General features: G+C 44.5%; 19 protein-coding genes and 1 tRNA gene. 13 read left to right on the top strand and 7 right to left on the bottom strand.

Annotation, left to right across the window (positions count from 1 at the left end):
• Nucleotides 1–73: 73 nt before the first annotated feature.
• The 3 genes from BK820_RS11600 to BK820_RS11590 all read left to right on the top strand — a co-directional run bounded on the left by BK820_RS11600 (nt 74) and on the right by BK820_RS11590 (nt 4,786).
• A complete protein-coding gene (locus BK820_RS11600; protein ID WP_071321012.1) occupies nt 74–703 on the top strand; it encodes a hypothetical protein in 630 nt (209 codons plus the stop codon).
• Between the two features lie 329 nt (nt 704–1,032).
• A complete protein-coding gene (locus BK820_RS11595; RefSeq protein WP_071321011.1) occupies nt 1,033–2,835 on the top strand; it encodes an acyl-CoA dehydrogenase C-terminal domain-containing protein in 1,803 nt (600 codons plus the stop codon).
• A 169-nt stretch (nt 2,836–3,004) separates the two neighbouring features.
• Nucleotides 3,005–4,786 (top strand): acyl-CoA dehydrogenase C-terminal domain-containing protein, encoded by a 1,782-nt coding sequence (locus BK820_RS11590; RefSeq protein WP_071321010.1) that lies wholly within the window; start codon nt 3,005–3,007, stop codon nt 4,784–4,786.
• Between the two features lie 54 nt (nt 4,787–4,840).
• Here BK820_RS11590 and BK820_RS11585 read toward each other — a convergent pair whose 3' ends face one another.
• Complete coding sequence (locus BK820_RS11585; protein ID WP_004891465.1) at nt 4,841–5,047, bottom strand: hypothetical protein; 207 nt, start codon at nt 5,045–5,047, stop codon at nt 4,841–4,843.
• A 181-nt stretch (nt 5,048–5,228) separates the two neighbouring features.
• Between BK820_RS11585 and BK820_RS11580 the strand changes: the two genes are divergently transcribed.
• Nucleotides 5,229–5,723 (top strand): phosphate-starvation-inducible protein PsiE, encoded by a 495-nt coding sequence (locus BK820_RS11580; protein WP_004891463.1) that lies wholly within the window; start codon nt 5,229–5,231, stop codon nt 5,721–5,723.
• 215 nt (nt 5,724–5,938) lie between these two features.
• Here the strand turns inward: BK820_RS11580 and BK820_RS11575 are convergent, their stop codons facing one another.
• Complete coding sequence (locus BK820_RS11575) at nt 5,939–6,361, bottom strand: RcnB family protein (protein WP_071321009.1); 423 nt, start codon at nt 6,359–6,361, stop codon at nt 5,939–5,941.
• A gap of 181 nt (nt 6,362–6,542) precedes the next feature.
• On the opposite strand from BK820_RS11575, the gene BK820_RS11570 reads away from it, so the two are divergent.
• Complete coding sequence (locus BK820_RS11570) at nt 6,543–6,995, top strand: hypothetical protein (protein ID WP_008306039.1); 453 nt, start codon at nt 6,543–6,545, stop codon at nt 6,993–6,995.
• A gap of 166 nt (nt 6,996–7,161) precedes the next feature.
• Here the strand turns inward: BK820_RS11570 and BK820_RS11565 are convergent.
• Nucleotides 7,162–7,248, bottom strand: a tRNA-Leu gene (locus tag BK820_RS11565).
• 168 nt (nt 7,249–7,416) lie between these two features.
• Between BK820_RS11565 and queA the strand changes: the two genes are divergently transcribed.
• The 8 genes from queA to secF all read left to right on the top strand — a co-directional run bounded on the left by queA (nt 7,417) and on the right by secF (nt 15,669).
• Entirely contained in the window at nt 7,417–8,451 is a 1,035-nt protein-coding gene (gene queA, locus BK820_RS11560; protein WP_071321008.1) for a tRNA preQ1(34) S-adenosylmethionine ribosyltransferase-isomerase QueA, read from the top strand.
• Nucleotides 8,452–8,466: 15 nt separating this feature from the next.
• Nucleotides 8,467–9,495: a hypothetical protein gene (locus BK820_RS11555; RefSeq protein ID WP_048881975.1), complete on the top strand. Its 1,029-nt coding sequence runs from the start codon at nt 8,467–8,469 to the stop codon at nt 9,493–9,495.
• 24 nt (nt 9,496–9,519) lie between these two features.
• Entirely contained in the window at nt 9,520–10,086 is a 567-nt protein-coding gene (locus BK820_RS11550) for a LemA family protein (RefSeq protein ID WP_005223221.1), read from the top strand.
• Between the two features lie 111 nt (nt 10,087–10,197).
• Entirely contained in the window at nt 10,198–11,013 is an 816-nt protein-coding gene (locus tag BK820_RS11545) for a DUF4303 domain-containing protein (RefSeq protein WP_071321007.1), read from the top strand.
• A gap of 159 nt (nt 11,014–11,172) precedes the next feature.
• Nucleotides 11,173–12,303, top strand: coding sequence for a tRNA guanosine(34) transglycosylase Tgt (tgt, locus tag BK820_RS11540; protein ID WP_004816067.1), 1,131 nt, complete (start codon nt 11,173–11,175; stop codon nt 12,301–12,303).
• 102 nt (nt 12,304–12,405) lie between these two features.
• Nucleotides 12,406–12,735: a preprotein translocase subunit YajC gene (yajC, locus tag BK820_RS11535; protein ID WP_004816064.1), complete on the top strand. Its 330-nt coding sequence runs from the start codon at nt 12,406–12,408 to the stop codon at nt 12,733–12,735.
• A gap of 52 nt (nt 12,736–12,787) precedes the next feature.
• Nucleotides 12,788–14,686 (top strand): protein translocase subunit SecD, encoded by a 1,899-nt coding sequence (secD, locus tag BK820_RS11530; RefSeq protein WP_071321006.1) that lies wholly within the window; start codon nt 12,788–12,790, stop codon nt 14,684–14,686.
• 8 nt (nt 14,687–14,694) lie between these two features.
• Complete coding sequence (gene secF / locus BK820_RS11525; protein WP_171056659.1) at nt 14,695–15,669, top strand: protein translocase subunit SecF; 975 nt, start codon at nt 14,695–14,697, stop codon at nt 15,667–15,669.
• Nucleotides 15,670–15,719: 50 nt separating this feature from the next.
• Here the strand turns inward: secF and BK820_RS11520 are convergent, their stop codons facing one another.
• The 4 genes from BK820_RS11520 to BK820_RS11505 form a co-directional block, all read right to left on the bottom strand.
• The gene (locus tag BK820_RS11520; RefSeq protein WP_071321005.1) at nt 15,720–16,370 is read right to left on the bottom strand and encodes a S24/S26 family peptidase; all 651 of its coding nucleotides are present in this window, start codon (nt 16,368–16,370) and stop codon (nt 15,720–15,722) included.
• A gap of 103 nt (nt 16,371–16,473) precedes the next feature.
• The gene (locus BK820_RS11515) at nt 16,474–18,783 is read right to left on the bottom strand and encodes a RelA/SpoT family protein (protein ID WP_005223232.1); all 2,310 of its coding nucleotides are present in this window, start codon (nt 18,781–18,783) and stop codon (nt 16,474–16,476) included.
• A gap of 44 nt (nt 18,784–18,827) precedes the next feature.
• Nucleotides 18,828–20,204: a 23S rRNA (uracil(1939)-C(5))-methyltransferase RlmD gene (rlmD, locus tag BK820_RS11510; protein ID WP_071321004.1), complete on the bottom strand. Its 1,377-nt coding sequence runs from the start codon at nt 20,202–20,204 to the stop codon at nt 18,828–18,830.
• Between the two features lie 6 nt (nt 20,205–20,210).
• Entirely contained in the window at nt 20,211–21,029 is an 819-nt protein-coding gene (locus BK820_RS11505; RefSeq protein ID WP_071321003.1) for a 3'-5' exonuclease, read from the bottom strand.
• Nucleotides 21,030–21,037: the final 8 nt, after the last annotated feature.

The raw sequence follows: 21,037 nt of genomic DNA, 5'->3' as shown, positions 1-21,037 counted from the left end.
TCATTGTTTCTTCATCTTTATTGTTTATTCTTTGCAACATACAGATCAGGCTCGTGGCTTGGAGAAAAATACAATGAAAGCAATGACAAAAATCATCGTCCTGGGTGCAAGTGTGTTATCAATGGGGGCATTGACCGCGTGTCAATCGACCAAGCATGCACCAAGTGAAGATCATCCGCAAATGATGAAACATCATCAAGATTATAAAGGTCGTCATCTGACTCCAGAACAGCGCGAACAGTTCAAGCAAATGCGTGCACAACGTGCGCAGCTGCATAAGCAAATGCAACAGGCCTGTGATAACAAAGCTGTTGGCAGTGCAGTCCAGGTGAAAGCCGGTGATAAAACTATAGACGGTACTTGTCAGATCTCTTTCAAAGCAGACCGTAAAGATATGAAAGCTGCGCGTGGCGAGTTCCGTGGTATGAAAGGTGAACATCGCCCAATGCGTGGTGACTTCCGTGGAGCATTAAACCGTGGTGAAGCACTGACTGATGCGCAACGTGCGGAAATGGTAAAACAATTTGACCAGCGTCTGGCTCAACGTCAGGCACAGCAAAAAGCTGTTGTTCAGGCCTGTCAGGGTAAAAAAGATGGCGCAGCTGTACAGCTCAAAATAGGTGAAAAAACCATTAATGGTCAGTGTCACGTCCGTTTCCAGCCAAATGCTTCAGTTAAAGCACCAGCCGTTAAGACTTCTTAACTGAACGTTTCAAATTTATTGTTAAAAAAGGCACTTCCGGGTGTCTTTTTTTATGCGTGTTGATTGTTAGAACTAAGTCTATCTAAGTGTGCAGGTTTTTGACCATTCGTGTCAGATATTTTTTTATAAAAACGTTTACACTCAATATACTTAAGATTTCAAGGGTAATTATCTTTGACTTTACAGTCACCAAGAAATAGCCTTGAAATGCTTGTGCCAACAAGGAAGATGTTGCACGATTAGACCATGTCAATACGTGTCAATGAAGGCACGTTTCAATTTAATTCAGGATTATAACGCTGGTATAAACCAGTATTGAGGAAACCGATATGCCACAATACAAAGCGCCACTACGTGATATGCAATTTGTTTTGCATGAATTATTAAATGCTGAAGAACATTATGCAAAACTCCCTGCATTCTCTGGAAACGTAAGCCGTGAGTTAGTTGACCAATATTTAGAAGCTGCTGCAGACTTCTGTGAAAACGAATTATCTCCTTTAAACCAGGTGGGCGACCGCGAAGGCTGTACCTGGAACGATGGTGTAGTCACCACGCCGACCGGCTTTAAAGAAGCGTATCAAAAATATATCGAACTGGGTTTCCCATCGCTTTCTGCTGAAGAGCAATATGGCGGTCAAGGTCTACCTGTTTCTTTAGGAAACGTGATTTCAGAAATGGTAGGTACAGCAAACTGGGCATGGGGCATGTACCCAGGTCTATCTCACGGTGCGGTACGTACCCTTGAGCACCACGGTTCTCAAGAACAAAAAGATACCTATCTGCCAAATCTGGTATCAGGTGTCTGGACCGGAACCATGTGTTTAACCGAATCTCATGCAGGTTCTGACTTAGGTATTATCCGTACTAAAGCTGAACCACAAGCAGACGGTAGCTATGCAATTTCTGGCGAGAAAATCTTTATCTCTGCTGGTGAACATGACATGGCAGAGAATATCGTGCACATCGTATTGGCACGTTTACCAGGCGCACCTAAAGGTACTAAGGGTATTTCTTTATTTATCGTACCAAAGTTCAATGTAAATGCAGATGGCTCTTTAGGGGAGCGTAACGCAGTTCGTTGCGGTTCAATCGAACACAAAATGGGGATTCATGGTAACGCAACTTGTGTGATCAACTTTGATAACGCGAAAGGTTTCTTGATTGGCCCTGAAAACCGTGGTCTAAACTGCATGTTCACGTTCATGAACACTGCGCGTATTGGTACAGCCGTTCAAGGTCTTGCAGCATCTGAAGGTTCTTTCCAAGGTGCATTGGCTTATGCCAAAGACCGTGTGGCAATGCGTTCACTTTCTGGCCCGAAAGCCCCTGAAAAAGAAGCAGATCCAATCATTGTGCATCCTGCGGTACGTAACATGCTGTTGACGCAGAAAGCATTTGCAGAAGGTGGTCGCGCACTAGTGCATCTGTTGAGTCTACACGCAGATATCGTTGAACAAGGTGCAACTGAAGAAGATCGTAAATTCTCTGACAACATCTTGTCTTTATTGACGCCAATTGCCAAAGCCTTCCTGACCGAAACCGGTTCAGAAGCTGCGAAACATGGTGTACAGGTATTTGGTGGTCACGGCTTTATTTCCGAGCACGGTATGGAGCAAATCGTACGTGATACACGTATTGCTTGCTTATACGAAGGTACTACTGAAATCCAAGCACTTGACTTGTTAGGTCGTAAGGTTCTGGGTACGCAAGGCGCGATGCTGAAAGACTTCACCAAGATCATTCACAAATTCGCAGAAGCCAACAAAGACAACGCAGCAATGCAAGAATTTGTTGAACCGCTTGCAGCGCTGAACAAAGAATGGGGCGATTTGACCATGCAAATTGGTATGCGTGCAATGCAAAACCCTGAAGAAGTCGGTGCTGCGGCAGTTGATTACATGTATTTCTCTGGCTATGTAACGCTTGCTTACCTATGGGCTCGTATGGCACTGGTTGCACAAGAAGCCTTGGCTGCGGGTACTACAGACGTAGACTTCTATAACGCGAAGCTGACGACTGCACGTTTCTATTTCAAGAAAATCCTGCCACGTGTTCGTTCACACGTTGACGTGATTGCAACTGGTGTAGAACCGCTTATGTCTTTAGATGCTGAACATTTCGCATTCTAAGCTGATGCAGTTTTAAATGCATAATAAGAAAAAGGACGGTCATCTTCAGGCAGTCCTTTTTCTTTATAAAGCGTTACAGAATTAACCTTTAGTCGTCTAACAATAAGATTTTTAATGCATTAGACTGACTTAAAATCAATCGATTCAAACAAGAAACAGGTGACCCACTATGCCAATTTATAACGCGCCACTTGCCGATATGAAATTCATCCTGAACGATGTATTCAATGCTGAACAATTCTGGCAAGCCAATGAAAATTTAGCCCATTTAGACGCTGCAACAGCAGAAGCAATTCTTGAAGAAATGGCTAAATTTGCGCAGAACGTCACCCTTCCATTGAACCGTACCGGTGATGAAGAAGGCGCGAAATATGAAAATGGCGCTGTGACCACACCTGCAGGCTTTAAAGAAGCATTCAAACAATATGCTGAAGGCGGCTGGATTGGCCTTGGTGCTGATGCTGAATGGGGCGGTCAGGAAATGCCAAAAATGCTGACCGTTCTGTCAGATGAAATGCTTTTCGCTACTAACCCCTCTTTCATGCTGTATCCATTGCTGTCTGTCGGTGCGGGTATGGCATTGAACAGCTATGGTTCTCAAGCGCAAAAAGAAACTTACCTACCAAAAATCTATTCTGGCGAATGGTCAGGTACCATGTGTCTAACCGAACCACATGCGGGTACTGACCTGGGTATTATCAAAACCAAAGCTGAACGCAATGGTGATGGTACTTACAGCATTACCGGTACCAAAATCTTCATTACTGGTGGTGACCACGACCTGGCTGAAAACATTATTCACCTGGTATTGGCAAAAACACCGGATGCGCCTGCGGGCTCTCGCGGTATTTCCCTGTTCATCGTGCCTAAATTTCTTGTGAATGAAGATGGTTCGATGGGCGAACGTAACCCGGTAGGTCCAGGTTCGATTGAACACAAAATGGGGATCAAAGCATCTGCCACTTGCGTCATGAACTTCGACGGTGCCAAAGGTTATCTGGTAGGTAAAGAAAACGAAGGTCTGGCAGCCATGTTCGTGATGATGAACTACGAACGTCTGTCTATGGGGATCCAGGGCTTAGGCGCTTCTGAATTCGCTTACCAAAATGCGGCGCAATATGCGACAGATCGTCTGCAAGGCCGTAGTGCTTGTGGCGTTCAGTCTCCAAACAAACCAGCAGACAGCATTCTAGTACATGGCGATGTCCGTCGTATGCTTTTAAATGTACGTGCAAACAATGAAGCTTCTCGTGCATTCGCTGTGTACGTTGGTCAACAGCTTGACATCACCAAGTTCTCGACTGATGCAGAAGCAATTAAGAAAGCCAATGATCGTGTTGCACTGTTAACACCAATCGCGAAAGCGTATCTGACTGATACAGCTTTCAATGCAACACTTGATGCACAAATGGTCTTCGGTGGTCATGGTTATATTCGTGAATGGGGCATGGAACAGTGTATCCGTGACCTGCGTATTTCACAGATCTACGAAGGGACTAACGGTGTTCAATCACAAGACTTGATTGGCCGTAAGACCATTAAATGTAATGGTGAATTTATTGCTGAATACATTCAGGAAATCCGTGATTTTACCAATGCACTGGATGCTGACCTGAACTTTATTAAAGATGCGACCCTTGATGCGGCTGCAGAAGTTGAAGCAGTAACCCAGCATATTATTGAAGCTGCGAAAGAAAATCCAGAATACGCGAATGGTGCAGCAGTAGATTACCTGCATGCAGTAGGCCTGTTGAGCTTCTCTTATATGTTCGCGCGCATTGCCCATGCTGCGAAAGATAAACAAGGTGAGTTCTATCAGAACAAACTGGGTCTTGCTCGTTATTTCGTACAACGCATTCTGCCTGAACTGGCACTGCGTATTACTAAAGTCAAAGCAGGTTCAGAAGCATTAACACAGTTCTCTGAAGAGTACTTCACAACTCAGTCTTAAGATATTTAAGTCATAAAAAAACGCCTGCAATTGCAGGCGTTTTTTATTATTCTTTTAAACTTTTTCGATCAGAATCGTATCTGGCTGATTGGCCACCTTAGGATTCAGATGCTTGTTCACAATTCGGATTTCCCCTTCAGACTGCAAAGATTCACACAACTCTAATACTTTCTGCATGTCATCACTTTTAATCCCTGTACCCAGAATTAATTTTTTGCCTGTTTCTAATTGATTAATCTTATTTTGGATTTTTTCTAACATCTTTTTTCTCCCTCATTATTCGATGTATAACTTCTACAATATAGCAATTTGGTATGAAAAAAGTACACTTTTTCATCTTTTTACATTTTTATTTTCCATATTTTCATTTTCTTTGCATGAAATTTGCAGAAAATTTCCTAAGATTTATAAATTATTTATTTTTAATCAGGAGGACATAGTGATGAAACCTAATTCCAAAGCCAAGAAAATAGAAGCCCTCCTCGACCGCGGCGGTAATCTTGCCGTAGAAAGTTTTCATTATCTCGCCCTGTTCATTATTGGCTGTATGGTGATCTGGTCTGCCGGTCATACCGTCATCGACATTTTGACAGTCAAAAAATTTGCCAGTATTGATGACATTCTGCTGTTATTTATCTATCTGGAATTAGGCGCGATGGTAGGTATTTACTTTAAAACCAATCATATGCCAGTCCGATTCCTGATCTACATTGCGATTACTGCGCTGACACGTCTCTTGATTTCTGATATTCAACACACGCATAAAGCCAGTATGGATCAAGTGATTATTACGGGTTCTATCCTCATTTTGGCTTTCGCCATTTTAATTGTGCGTTATGCATCCTGGAACTATCCATCAATTATCCGAGACAAACATACTGAAAAACCAGTTCCTCAAGGCAAGACCCCTCGCCCTGAAGATGATGAGTTGGCATAAAATGTTTTATTCATAACTGTATTGAAGAATCCTCTCTCCCTTTGGGAGAGAGTTAGAGAGAGGGACTTAATGTATACATGTCAATCTCTTTTAGAATTTGAGAAACATATTATTCCAGATCACCTCTCCCTAGCCCTCTCCTCACCGGTGAGGAAATTATTTTGTTTTTTTGAGGTATTGACGCATAACCGCAGTATCTCTTCATTCAGGGCGGTTTAACGATTATTCACCAAGATATAACGTCCATTTTCATAGATCCAGTGCATTCCAGCAGGAGGATCAGGCAGACCCAAACGTCGCCAGTCATTGACCAGTACATAACGTGAGCTTTCAATATGTGCCACGTTCGGATCGCCATTTACCCAGCTATAGCTGGTCGAGTTTTGATAAATGGTGGTCGGTGCCTGATAACGAATACTCACCCCATTTTGAATCGGTGGATGGCCCCACTGATTCGGATAATGATGTTCAGGCGGTCGCGGACGCTGCGGATAATGCTGCTGAGGTGGACGTGGATGCTGCGGGCGTTTATAAGTCTCTTTGCTGGTATAGCCGACCCAGTTACTTCCTGCTACGGCTGGGACAGAAGCTCCAAATAATAGTGCAGCTAGACAGGCGCTGGACAAGATAATTTTCATAGGAACTTCCTTTGATAGGTTTGTCTATATTTTATACAGAATTTGCGGAGAAAATATGAATTTATCCAGTTATACCACAAGGTTTTACAGCCAATAGTGAAAAGACATTTGTGCTGCGGCTCAGGTGCTGCGTGCATGCTTTGTGCTAAACTTTGATTTTCCGAATTTTGAGTCCAACATCGTGTCCGATTTAAGTTTTGATCGTTTATATGAATATTTCTGTAAAGTCCCAAGTGTTCAAAAAAACCTGATTGATAGCTATGGATCTGATGGCAAGCAGGCATGGTGGTTCAAGTTTCGTATTGATGTAGACCATCCGCTGGCTTGGCAAACTGTACAGGAACTCGGTCATGTTCTGAATTATATTTCCAAGAATGAACGCCTGCCGACGCAGTTTTTACCGGTATCCCCTCCTCCGTATATGAATGGTGAAGCGAAGGATTTCCTGTGCTGGGTGATTCAATGCAATCATGCAGATTTCCCGCCGGATGTGGTATGTGACTGGTTAGAAGCACGCCTGCCGAATCCGGTGGATGATGAATCTCAATGGAAAATCAAAACTGATATTGCTGAGCTCGACCAGATGTCTGATAAAGATTTGGATAAACTGGTTCCACCAAATCCTGCACCCTAAAGCTTTTGAAATAAAAAAATCCCTCTAAATTTAGAGGGATTTTTTTATAGCAAAGAATTCATTTAACACTTTAAATACTGAAATTAAAGGAATTAAAATAGTTAAATTACATATCAGGCAATAAAAAAACCCCAAGACTGAATATGCTTAGGGCTCTTTAGAATTTTGGTCCCGAGGGTCGGACTCGAACCGACACGTCATCGCTGACAGTGGATTTTGAGTCCACCGCGTCTACCAATTTCACCACCTCGGGAGTGGATGAAAGGTATATTACTCGGTTTCAATCAGATGTCAACGCAGATTCTCTGCATTTGTTTAATTTTAAAACAAAACTCATTTTTTTGATCTATAAAGCTGCAATTTTCTCCTTAAAAAGGAAAAAAGTTTATACTACGCCCAGTTTTTATTACCGTAACTTGTCATGCAACTTTCTGATTTTAGCTTTGATCTCCCAGATGAGCTGATTGCTCGCTATCCGCTTGAACAACGTAGTGCTTCCCGCCTTTTACACCTCGATGCTGAAGGTCAATATCATGACCACCAATTTACCGACATTCTGGATTTATTGAATGAAGGTGATTTGCTGGTTCTGAACGATACCAAGGTGATGAAAGCCCGCCTGAAAGGTAAACGTGCGTCAGGTGGTGCAGTTGAAGTTCTGGTTGAACGCATGATGGATCAGTTCATCGCGCACTGTCACATTAAAGCCAGCAATACACCGAAAGCCGGTGCTGAACTGTTTATTGGCCCGGATGCCGTTAAAGTGACTGTTCAAGGCCGTCATGAGAATCTGTTTGTTGTGGAATTCTCCCAGCCGATTTTAGATGTCCTGGATCAATACGGCGCCCTGCCTATTCCACCTTACTTTAACCGTGAAGCAGAGGCGATTGATACTTTACGCTATCAAACGGTTTTCAATGACCCAACAAAATTAGCCAGTGTGGCTGCACCGACAGCTTCCTTGCACTTCGATGAAGACTTGCTGAAAAAACTCGAAGAAAAAGGCATTCAAAAAACGTTTGTGACCCTGCATGTTGGCGCAGGTACATTTTTACCAGTGCGCACCAGTGATATTGAAAATCACATCATGCACAGTGAATGGTGTCAGGTCTCTGATGAATCCATGGCCCTGATCAAAGCTACGAAAGAACGTGGCAATAAAGTCATTGCTGTCGGTACCACAGCCACACGCGCAACTGAAAGTGCAGCTCAGGCCAATGGCGGTGAACTCAAAGGCTGGACCGGTGATACCCAGATTTTCATTTACCCGGGTTATGAGTTTAAAGTGGTTGATCGTTTGATTACCAATTTCCATTTGCCTGAATCTACCCTACTGATGCTGGTCTCAGCGTTGTCAAATCGTGACAATATCCTGAATGCCTACAAACATGCCGTAGAAAGCAGATACCGCTTCTTCAGCTATGGTGATGCCATGCTGATTGATCAGGCCAAATAATTACAGGACCCATCTATGCCGATCGATGCAGTGCAACGCTCCATTCATATTCGTCGTAAAAAAAATGAAGTGGTGTTTAAAAATATCGATCGGCTGTGGCACTTATCAAGTGATGCCAAAAGCCATCAGGACATTCTTAATGGCTTGCATCCATGGCAAGGTTCAATTTCTCTAAAGTTTGAAAACACCCTGCCGTGGTTCCTGGCACTCTTTGGCTTGATGCAAGTATTCAGCCTTATCATTGCACCGCACAATTTCTGGCTGCAATGCAATTTTGCCTTGGGTTTTGGCATGTTGTTTTGGGCCTATCTGATTTATGAGCAAGAGCGCTCCATCAATGATGTGATTGAATATTTAGAAGAACGTGTGCTGACGCATAAATATCATCTCCACTTTCAACAACAGCCACAGCATATTTCAATGCCACTTAATCCTCGGCAATTTATTGGCAATTTAAAACGCCTTTTTCCTGTGTTCGAACGTGGCTCATTACGCAATGACATCTCACGTTATGCCAGCACCACATGGTTAGATGAAAATGAGCAAGAACACCAAGTCTTGTTGTTTGAATACCACTATGTAGATGAAATTAAAACCATCGACAAAAATGGCAATACCGTCAAACTCATTGAACAACATAAAAATTTGTGGGGTGCATTTGTCTTTGATGTCTCTGTGCAGGGGCTTGCGATTAGCACATCAAGACGTCCATTCCCCTCACCTTATCGCCATCCTTGGCATAGCAGTGATATACGCACCAATCAGCGTTTAAAATTTTATGGCACAGATCCCATGCAAATGGCAAAACAGCTTAGCCCGGGTTTTGTTCTCCGATTAAGTCAATTTTTCCAATACCGTGAAGGCGATCTTATTTTTCATCCCCAACAACGTGTGCTGTGCTATTTAGGACCACATGACATTTTTAATGCGCCTGAGCGCAAGCAGAATATCCAGGATATTTCTGCATTGCGTGGACATCTGAGAACGTTTAAATTAGTAGAACTGGAAAAGCTGCAAACTGACCTGATTCAGTTTTTAAAATAATTATTTTCTCGGGGGACTGCTTTTATGGGATTTGTTGTTTTTGTCATTATCCCGATTCTGCTGATTGTTGCCATCATCATGATCCGTAACAGCATCGTACGTTATCATAATGCCACAATTCGGGCATGGTCTGATGTTGCCAGCTATGAACGGCAGAAACTGAAAATTCTAGATGGCCTGCAACCTTTGGTCGAACAGTATTCCAGTTTCGAAAAAGGCACGCTGGAGAAAGTGACTGAACTGCGTCAGAACATCATGAACCTGAATATTAAAGATGCCGATATCGGGCAATTACAACGGATCGAAAGCCTGAACCGGGAGCTGATGCATAACCTGAATGTGGTGATCGAAAACTATCCTGAATTGAAAGCCAATGAAATTTATCTGAAAATGATGAACGAAATTGAAGAACAGAATGAAAATGTCGGTGCCGCAATCAGTATCTATAATCGCAATGTTGAACTGTTCAATAACCAGATTCAGGTTTTCCCGCATAATATAATCAATAACATGCTACTACAAAAGAAAGCTGTGCGTCCCTTCCGCGATCAGGCCGTGACCCAAAGTTTTGACTATCGTCCGAATTTTTAAACCCTGACGTATATTCATGCGATGATAAGAAATACCCAACTGCCTTAGCGATGAATCAGGAGATTCCAGCTAAGGCAGTTTGCTTCAGAATAAAAATAAAGAATTAAAACTATGCTGGATCATCTCGATACCTTAAAGGAAGTCCTGATCAAGAAATTTTATCAACTCTATGATCATTATAGTGACGACGAAATATATGCCTGTAGCCTGGTCTTTGACGAGTTTCTGCGAATGGATTATCTCGCCATTTCAACCGAACGTAGTATTTTTAATGATCAGGAAGATCGTGCACAGTATCTGTCTGAAACTGAACGCTGGAATGCAGCGAAATGGCGTTACCGTACCGTCCATAGCTCTAGTAACGGTATGACGCAGTTTCGTGCACTGCTGGACAGCTATTTCAAGAACCAGCATAGTTTCGGCAATCCTTTGCTGGAACATAGCAAGACCGATCAGGCCAATACGCTGGATGTACTTTTAAAGCTCTTTCAACAGGCACGTGATGCTTTAGAACAGGATTATGGCCTGGACTTAAACCGGATTGTGTTTTTTATCCATATGCCAACACAGCCACAAATAGAATTCCAATCGGCTATTTCTCTAAATCAGGAAAGTCCATTAAGACAACAGTTTCTGTTCAGCAAACAGCCTGCCAATCAACCTGCCATGTCAAAGTCATTTAAGCTAAACCAGAACGATAAAGATCTGCTGATTGATCTGGCGCAGCTGGTCAAGTTAGAAGCTTATGATTATTTACATGTTGCCCATCAGGCCTATTTACTGACCCTGGAACCGCATTTTGTCGATGCCAATTTTTATATCCAGAAACTGATCCAGCATATCGCAGCGATGGCAACTGAAATTGATGGCAGTTGTGCCATGACACAAGCGGAAATTCAGGAGCACATCCGCCAGTTTGAACGTTAGATCACAAGCTTATTCTTCATTTTTTATTCATACAGGCAACATAAATAAAACAGCCCGGACTGGATGGAGCGCTGGTGTTTACGGTCAGAATCAAGGAAAATAGCCGGTTTTAGCATTAACAATCAGCGAACTGTTTTTTCGCCTTGATTTGGAACTCCTATGAAGTTTGAAAAATTAGCGCAGTCGGGCCGTGCCCGTCGTGGCCGTTTAACGCTTGAGCATGGCGTGGTTGAAACCCCAATGTTCATGCCGGTGGGGACTTATGGCACGGTAAAAGGCATGTTGCCTCGTGACATTAAAGAAATTAAGTCTCAGGTAATTCTGGGCAATACCTTCCATCTGTACCTGCGTCCAGGTCTGGACGTCATCCGTGAACATGGTGGTCTGCATCAGTTCATGAAATGGAACAACCCGATCCTGACCGATTCTGGTGGCTTCCAGGTGTTCAGCCTCGGTGCGATGCGTAAAATCAAGGAAGAAGGCGTGACCTTCCGCTCGCCGATTGATGGTTCTAAAGTATTCCTGTCTCCTGAAATCTCGATGGACATTCAGCACACCTTGAACTCTGACATCGTGATGATTTTTGACGAATGTACGCCTTATCCGGCAACGCATGAAGAAGCACAGAAATCGCTACAACTGTCTTTACGTTGGGCCAAACGCTGTAAGACTCAACATCACGACGTACTGAAAAACCGCAATGCCCTGTTCGGGATTATTCAAGGCGGTATGTACGAAGATTTGCGTGATGAATCCTTAAAAGGCCTGCTTGAAATTGGCTTTGATGGTTATGCCATTGGTGGTCTGTCTGTTGGTGAACCGAAAGAAGAAATGATCAAGGTGCTAGATTATCTTCCAGAGAAAATGCCGGAAGACAAACCACGTTACCTGATGGGTGTCGGCAAACCGGAAGATATCGTGGAAGCAGTACGCCGTGGTGTCGACATGTTCGACTGCGTAATGCCAACCCGAAATGCACGTAACGGTCATTATTTTGTGACCGGCGGTTTAGTACGTATCCGTAACGCGAAATACCGTCATGACCAAAGTCCGCTTGATCCAGCCTGCGATTGCTACACTTGCCAAAACTTTAGCCGTGCCTACCTGTTTCACCTGGAGAAATGCGGTGAAATGCTAGGTTCTATGCTGGGTACGATTCATAACTTGCGCTATTACCTGCGCCTGACTGAAGCGATGCGCGAAGCACTGGATCAAGGCACATTCGAGCAATTTGTTGAGGACTTTTATGCCCGCCGTGGCATGCAAGTGCCGCCTTGTCCTGAAGATTAATCTTTCAGTATTTGCGCTAAAGAAAAAGACAAGGTAAATTGCAGAACAAGTCAATTTATTATCATTCAGTTAATTAACCATTTTTAGTTTAGGAAAATGTAAATGAGCCTATTTATTTCGACTGCTCACGCTGCAGGTGAAGCTGCACAACAACCAAGCCTGATGGCGAACCTTTTGATGATTGCGGTATTCGTAGCAATCTTCTATTTCCTGATCTGGCGTCCTCAATCTAAACGTGCCAAAGAGCATCGTGCACTGATTGAAAGTCTGGGTGTTGGCAGCGAAGTGGTATTTGCAGGCGGCTTAATGGGCAGAATCACAAAAATTGAAGGTGACTTTGCTGTGGTTGAACTCAACCGTGGCGTGGAAGTAAAAGTTCAGCGTGCGAGCGTGGTCTCAGTACTTCCTGAAGGCACTTTAAATAACATTTAATCAAAAGAAGTCGTGCTCCCTGCACGACTTTTTAATTTTAAGAAGAAAACAAATGCGTTACCCAGCATGGAAATATGTACTGATCCTGGTTGTCCTGGCGATCAGTACATTATATGCCCTGCCTAGTTTGTATCCAGATGAACCTGCCGTACAGATTTCGGGTGCCAAAGCCGGCACTCAGATCGATGCGGGCATCGTACAAAGGGCAGAGCAATTATTAAAAACTGAAAATATTGCAACTCATGACAACAGCTTCAGCAACAATGCGGCCTTACTTCGTGTTGATTCTAGCGAAGCACAGCTCAAAGCCAAGGAAGCACTGCGTCGCGGCCTGGGCGATGATTATGTTGTAGCATTGAACCTTGCACCAACAACGCCAGAATGGCTGCAAAAAATTGGCGCCAAGCCAATGAAGCTGGGTCTGGATTTGCGTGGTGGTGTTCACTTCCTGCTAGAAGTGGATATGGACAAGGCGATTGCGCAGCGTATGGAAACATCGGCAACTGACCTGCGTCGTCAATTACGTGATAACAATCTGAAATTCAACAGCCTGACCCTCAGCAACAACACCATTACCATGCAGTTTGCCAATAATGATGATCGTTCTGCGGTAATGGACTTTCTGCGCCGTAATGACAATGAGTTCACCCAGCAGGCTGTAGCGACGGCTACCGGATCTACCCTGCGCCTGAACTATACCGATGTGCGTAAGCAGGAAATTGAAAGCTATGCAGTCAACCAGAACTTAACCACACTGCGTAACCGTATTAACGAGCTAGGTGTGGCTGAAGCACTGGTACAAACTCAGGGCAGCAACCGTATTGTGGTTGAACTTCCTGGTGTTCAGGATACTGCTGAGGCAAAACGTGTCCTTGGCCGTACTGCAAACCTCGAGTTCCGTCTGGTCTCAGATCTGAACGATCAATATATTGATCCATATACGGGTCAGGTAACAGGTACATTACCCCCTGGTACTGAAGCATTTGCTTATGAATCTCTGGACAGCGGTCGTCAGTTATTGCTGAACCGTACCCGTATTCTGACGGGTGAACGTGTTCAAAATGCTTCAAGTGGCTTTAGCCAGGACACTGGTGGTGCTGAGGTGAACATTACCCTCGATGCTGCGGGCGGTAAGCTCATGTCCGATGCCACACGTAATGCCGTTGGCAAACGTATGGCTGTACTGTTCATCGAGAACAAGCAGAAGATCAGCTATGTTGAAGATCCTGTAACAGGTCAGCAAACTGAAGTTCGTACGCCATATACCGAATCTGTGGTAATTAACGCGGCAACCATTCAGGCGGTATTGGGCTCTCAGTTCCGTATTACCGGTCTGGATTCTCCACAGGAAGCATCTGAACTTGCCTTGATGTTACGTGCCGGTGCACTGGCCGCGCCAATGTACTTTGTTGAAGAACGTGTGATTGGTCCAAGTCTGGGTCAGGAAAACATCGATAAAGGCGTACTCTCTACCCAAATCGGCTTTATCTTGGTGGCGATCTGGATGGTCGTGTTCTTCCGTCTGTTTGGTGTGATTGCCAACTTTGCGCTGGTATTTAACCTGGCGATGATCCTGACAGTCATGTCATGGATTGGTGCTTCGCTTACCTTGCCAGGTATTGCCGGTATCGTGATTACCATTGGTATGGCGGTCGATGCCAACGTCCTGATCTGTGAACGAATACGGGAAGAAATGAAATGGGGCGCTTCGCCAAAACAGGCTATTGTCGCCGGTTATGACCGGGCCTATAACACCATTTTCGACTCGAACTTAACTACCTTCCTGGTGGCGTTCATTCTGTTCGCGATTGGTACTGGCCCGATCAAAGGCTTTGCCGTAACCCTGATGATTGGTATTGTCTGCTCGATGTTTACAGCAATTACTGTAACCCGTGCGATTGTACAGATTATCTATGGCAAAAAGCGTAACTTGAAAAAGTTGAGCATTTAAGGAGATCACTGATGACTGAGAATACTCAACCTAATTCAAAACAATACGGCCGCCCGGATCACGAACGTGTTATCCCGTTTATGAAAATTGCTTTGCCTGCGGCATTGTTTTCAATTTTATTAACGGTTGCCAGCATCTTCTTTATTGCCACTAAAGGCTTGAACCTGGGTCTGGACTTTACTGGTGGTGTGGCAGCAGAGCTGAACTATACCAATCCGGTTCAGCCAGAATCAGTTACTCAGGCATTGAGTCAAGCTGGTTTTAATGATGCTGTGGTACAAACCTTAGGGTCAGATCGTGACCTGATGGTGCGTATGCCTGTTCAGGAAGATGTTGAAGCAGAAGACTTGACCAAAGCCATTACCACAGCAGTTCAGCTGCCAGGTAATGCAGCTGAAGTACCAAAAGTTGATGTGGTTGGTGGTCAGGTCGGTAATGAGCTGTACGTGCGTTCTGCAGGTGCGGTTGCCCTTGCCCTGCTGCTGATGCTGGTTTATGTCACCATCCGCTTTGAATTCAAGCTGGCGATTGGTGCAGTACTGTCCTTGTTCCACGATATCGTGGTGACACTGGGTATCTTTGCCATGATGCAATGGCCATTCGACCTAACCGTACTGGCAGCGTTATTGGCGATTATCGGCTTCTCACTCAACGATAACATCGTGGTCTCTGACCGTATTCGTGAAAACTTCCGTAAAATCCGTGGTGCTGAACCATTGGAAATCATCAATATTGCCTTGACTGAAACTTTACGTCGTACCATTCATACCTCTATGACGTTATTGCTGGTAGTCGTAGCCATGATGATCATGGGTGGTGATGGTTTGAAATGGTTCTCGATCGCCATGTTTGTTGGTGTTTTTGTAGGTACCTATTCGTCGATCTATATCGGTACAGCCTTTGCTTTATGGCGTGGCCTGAACCGTCAGGATTTCATTGTGCAAGTGAAACCTGAGTTTGAGGAAGAAAACGAAATTCCATAATTTCAGCCTTCTTTTAAAATATGAAAAGCCCATCTACAGATGGGCTTTTTTTATCGCCGTTGAATCTGTTCTGGATGCAGGATGGCGATCACTACCTCAGCTTGCTGAACGTCCTGTTTCTGAAAACGAACCTGACGTTTGCCATCCAGACTTTGACATTGTAACTCCTGCTCAGTTTCTCGCTGTAATTCTAAAATTAAACAGAATTTATTGATGAACTGTATGCAAAGCCAATCAGCTGTTTGAGCTGACTGCTGACGGTCACATAGCAACCACCAACCCGATTTTAGTGTAGGTGTATAGGCTTCACCATTAATCTGTATCGCATAGTGATTCGCCTGCAACTGAATCGTAGACTCTATTTCATAATGAACATCATTCAGAGGCTTTAAGCAAAACAGTTCCTGCTCCACCGCCTGCATGCTATATAAATGAGGAACCAGAGTATTTTTTACTTGTTCTATCTGAAGCTCTTGCTGATCCAGACTCATAGATTTCAAGCCGAGTTGCTGTTCCAGTTCCCGAGCCGCCTTTTCTCCAATCTGGCGCTTGCTATTCAGCAACTGAGCGACATAAGTCGCAGACAGGCCATAATATTCACAGATCTCTTTGCCTGTTTTAAAGCGCTGACTGGCAATCCATTGATCAATGATCCTGCTCAGATTTTCCCGTCTACGTTCAAATAGTTCTGTCGTACTCATCGCAATTGGGTGACTTCATTTTTATTAAGTGCTACTGAGCACCTTACAATAAAAAAGCCCACCAATAAATGGCAGGCTTTTCTAGACAAATTAATCAGTAGATTTAATTACCTTGTACCAAACGACGGGCACTGATAATCCCTGGCTGCTGTTCTAATCGAGCCAGCAGTTTGGACAGCTGGGCCAGACCTTTGACTTCGATCAATAGTTTCATATTGGCAATACCATCAGCTTCTGAAATAGTATTTACCTGACGGATATTGATCTGATCAGAGAAGATCACTTGCGTCAGATCTTTGAGCAGACCGCGGCGGTCATAAGCTTCTACTACAATCTGGACACTCTGACCACGGGTTGGCTGCATTTCCCAATCAGCTTCTACCGCACGTTCTGGTTCCTGCGAAATCATACGCACATAATCCGGACACGCCACCTTATGGATGCTTACTCCACGATTGAGCGTGATATAGCCCCCAATCGACTCGCCATGTACAGGCTGACAGCATTGCGCCACATGTAGTTCAACATTGTCTAAGCCATCAATCAGAATACCATGAGCAGACAAAGTATGACTGGCACGCGGATTCAGCGCCGGCTTCAGTACCAGTTCAGGTTCATCCTGATCCAGATGCATATGGCGATTCACCTGATTGATTAGCGCATGCAGGCTGATATCGCCATTTACGATACCAATCAGAATGTCTTCGCCACTCTTCACATTAAAGTGATTGCAATAGTCGCCCAAGTCGATCGATTTCGGGTGAATTGCCAGACGTGAAAGTTCTTTATTCAGAATTTCACGGCCAACTTCCAGATTCTTGCTACGATCCTGCTGACGGAACCAGTGACGTAACTTGTCACGTGCACGTGCAGTCTTGATATAACCGAGCGAGTTCACCAGCCAGTCACGGTTTGGCTCACGGTCTTTTTTGGTCAGAATCTCGACCTGTTCCCCGGTTTTCAGAGTATAGGTCAGCGGCACGTAGCGCTGGTTCACTCGTGCGGCATAGCACTTATTACCCACTTCGGTATGGACATGATAGGCAAAATCCAAGACTGTTGAGCCACGCGGCAATTCTTTAATATCTCCATCGCGGCTAAACACATAAATTTTTTCAAAGCCTTCAAAGTCTTGAATCTGTTCAAAATTCTCAACTTCTGCCTCAGAATCTTTATGTGCACTGGCATCATTACGTTCCTGGTAATGCTCCAATACAGCACGTAAGGAATGCAGGCGATGGTTAAAGGAATGGTCTGTGGTTTTTGCTCCTTCCTTATAGTTAAAGTGTGAACATACTCCTAACTCTGCCTCTTCGTGCATGTGATAGGTACGAATCTGCACTTCAAGCGATTTGTTTTCTGCAATCACGGCAGTATGCAGTGAGCGATAACCATTGGCTTTCGGATTGGTAATATAGTCGTCAAACTGGTGTGGAATATGACGCCAGATCTGATGTACGATACCTAAAGTGTGATAACACTCAGGTACCGAATTTACCAGGACACGTACAGCACGGATATCATAGAGCTGATCAAAGCTCAGATCCTTACTCTTCATTTTTCGATAAATCGAATAAATGTGTTTGACCCGACCGGTAATTTCGGCCTCAATGCCATGCTCAGCCAGTTCACCACGCAACTTGTCGATTACAAACTGAATATAATGTTCACGCTCCAAGCGCTTTTCATTTAGTAAAGAAGCAATTTCTTTATAACGTTCTGGCGCCAGATAACGGAAGGCCAGATCTTCCAGCTCCCATTTCAACTGGGCAATACCAAGACGATGGGCCAGTGGCGAGTAAATGGTCAGAATTTCGCGTGCAACACGTTCCTGACGATCTCGAGGTGATTTCGCCAGTTCACGCAATGCATAGGTACGCTCGGCCAACTTGATCAGTACTACACGGACATCTTCGGTGACTGAGATCAGCATTTTATAAATGCCAGTCAAATGCTCGCGCTGGTTATTATTGAAATGGTCTTCCAGACGTTTGTTATTTTCAATCAGCTCGGACAGCTTACCCATCGACAGGGTGCCTTTCACCAGGCCATGTACACTCTCACCGAATTTTTCCAGTACGTCTGCAAGCGGCGTGACACCTTCACGTACCGAACGATACAGCATGGCTGCAGACAAGGTATCTTCATCGACATGCAAATGGGCAAGGATATCCGCCATCTCAATACCGGTATAGAAAGTATTGGAGCGATGCTGAACCGTGGTTTCTAACTCATTTTCTAAAGTGAGATGGGCGACTTCTTCGAGCTGTTTTAATGGGGCCCCATCTAATATGCCGCGTACACGATCTAACCATTCGGTCATATCCTGCAGGGCTTGATCGGCATGTTCTACAGTCGCCTCCTGTGACAACTCATTCAGTCGCCCAGGCAGCTGTTCACGTACTGTGACCATACCATTCTCCTACTTTTATATACATCATCTCTTTAATCGTTTATTTAATTTTCTTTTTCGAACAAGGCAATCGACTCAACATGGCCCGTATGTGTGAACATATCCATCACACCTGCCCTGCTCAGACGATACCCCTGTTGTACCAGCAATCCGGCATCTCTGGCTAGAGTTGCAGGGTTACATGATACATAAACGATTCTTTTTGCACCAAACTTAGGAATATATCGCATCACTTCTTCTGCGCCGGAACGAGGCGGATCAATCAGCAATGCATCAAAACCCTGATTTGCCCAAGAATGATGCGAAAAATCCTGGGTTAAATCCTGCGAATGGAATGAAAGTTGTGCAATACCATTTATTCTGGCATTTTCCGCACCACGTTGCACCATTTCTTCACTACCCTCAACCCCTACGACACTTCCACTCGCACCAACACAGCGCGCCAATGGCAAGGAAAAGTTTCCTAATCCACAAAACAGATCCAGAACACGCTCTCCTGGTTGTAGTTGTAGCAAATCACATGCCAGACGTATCATCTGCGGGTTTACTGTGGAATTGACTTGGGTAAAATCTAATGGATCAAAGCCAAACTCAACATCAAAGTCATCCAGACGGTAATACAGCCGCGCAGGCAATTGCGGTTGATCAATACGCGTCAGTTGGTTTTGACCCGCTGGCTGAATATAAAGCTGCCACCCCTTCTGTAACGCAAATTCGCGTAATTGGTTGACATCCTGTTCAGATAATTGTGCAGTTTCACGAACTACTAATGCGATTTCCTGATCACCCATGGCCAATTCTATATGACCAACGTCAGCCTTACCATTTAGACTTTGGAGCAATTGTTTAAGACGTGTAACCGAGCCAAACTCCCGATCCAGAATCATGCAACGATCAATCGAAGTCAGCTTGTTACTTTGGCTTTCACGGAATCCCACCACCAGCTTGTCTTTACCAGGTAAATAACGTACGCCAATACGGGCTTTACGACGGTAATCTTCACGCTGTGAACGCAATGGCGCCAGCCATTCATCTGGCTGAATTCCAGCAAAATGTTGCAGATGTGATTTCAGCACATTCTGTTTGAGCTCAATCTGTGCATCCGGAGCGATATGCTGCATATTGCAGCCACCACAAATCCCAAAATGTGGACAAGGGGGCTGTATGCGAATTTCTGATGCTTCACTCAACAATTCAAGCGAGTCAGCTTCTTCCAGCTTTTTCACTTCACGGGTGATTCGGGCACGCACTGTTTCACCGGGCAGTGCATAACGAATAAAAACTTTTTTACCGTGCTTGTCCGCTGGATGGTCCGGATGTGAACCATAGTGAGCAATGCCACGCCCCTCGTGCGATAGTGACTCAACCTGGAAGATGTATTCGGGTTGCTGCTTGGGCCGTGGTTGAGCTCGATGTTTCATGAAAACCTAATGTGTGGAGATGGGAAAATCAAATTGAGTAAATTCAGTCCGTCGTGACGTTTCACGCCAGACCGATAAAAAGTCCGCATGCTGCGGTTGCGTTTGCAAATACTGGATCGTGCTTTGTAGCAGATGTTGATAATCAGGCAATAATAGCTGTCCTTTTAACAACAACCAGCGAATATAGACCAGCCAGGTATTCAGGACATCACCTTCACAATAGCTGGTGAGCTTGTCCCATTCCTGATTGCGCACATATTCAGGCACATAATAGCCACCGTCGCCACGCTTGCCTGGATAACCGAGCAAGTGCGCAACGTCATCCAGTTTCTGGAAATGACGGGCATGAAACATGGCCATCACATCCATCAAATCGACATGACGCTGATGGTAACGGTTCTGATAGTTATTATAGCGCTTTTGCGTATCAATTTCGCCCTGATCAAACAGACTTGGCGCAGACAAGCCATGGTACATGGCCCGGTAAAGAATCACGGGCAGATCAAATTGTGAACCATTCCAACTCACTAGGGTTGGATGACGCTTATCAAAAATCGATAAAAATTTTCGTAAAATTTCAGCTTCTGAATTCTGTTCCCGACTAAAGGAAAACAGTTTCATACCCTGCTCATCAATCCATAGTCCGGAGATACAGACAATTTCATGTAACGGCAGACGCTGAAAATCAGAACCCGATTCCTGACGACGCAGTTTGGTCAGGGCCTGATCCAGGCTTTGTTCAGGCAGGTCCAGGCCAAACAGATGTGCGCCTGACTTAAGATCGGTCTGGGTTTCAATATCAAACGTTAAAACAGGCAAGCGCATAAATTGAT

This window comes from Acinetobacter sp. LCT-H3, from assembly GCF_001866125.1.
GTDB lineage: Bacteria > Pseudomonadota > Gammaproteobacteria > Pseudomonadales > Moraxellaceae > Acinetobacter > Acinetobacter schindleri.
The sequence above is the reverse complement of the archived record's forward strand: the minus strand, read 5'-3'. Positions and strand labels throughout refer to the sequence as shown.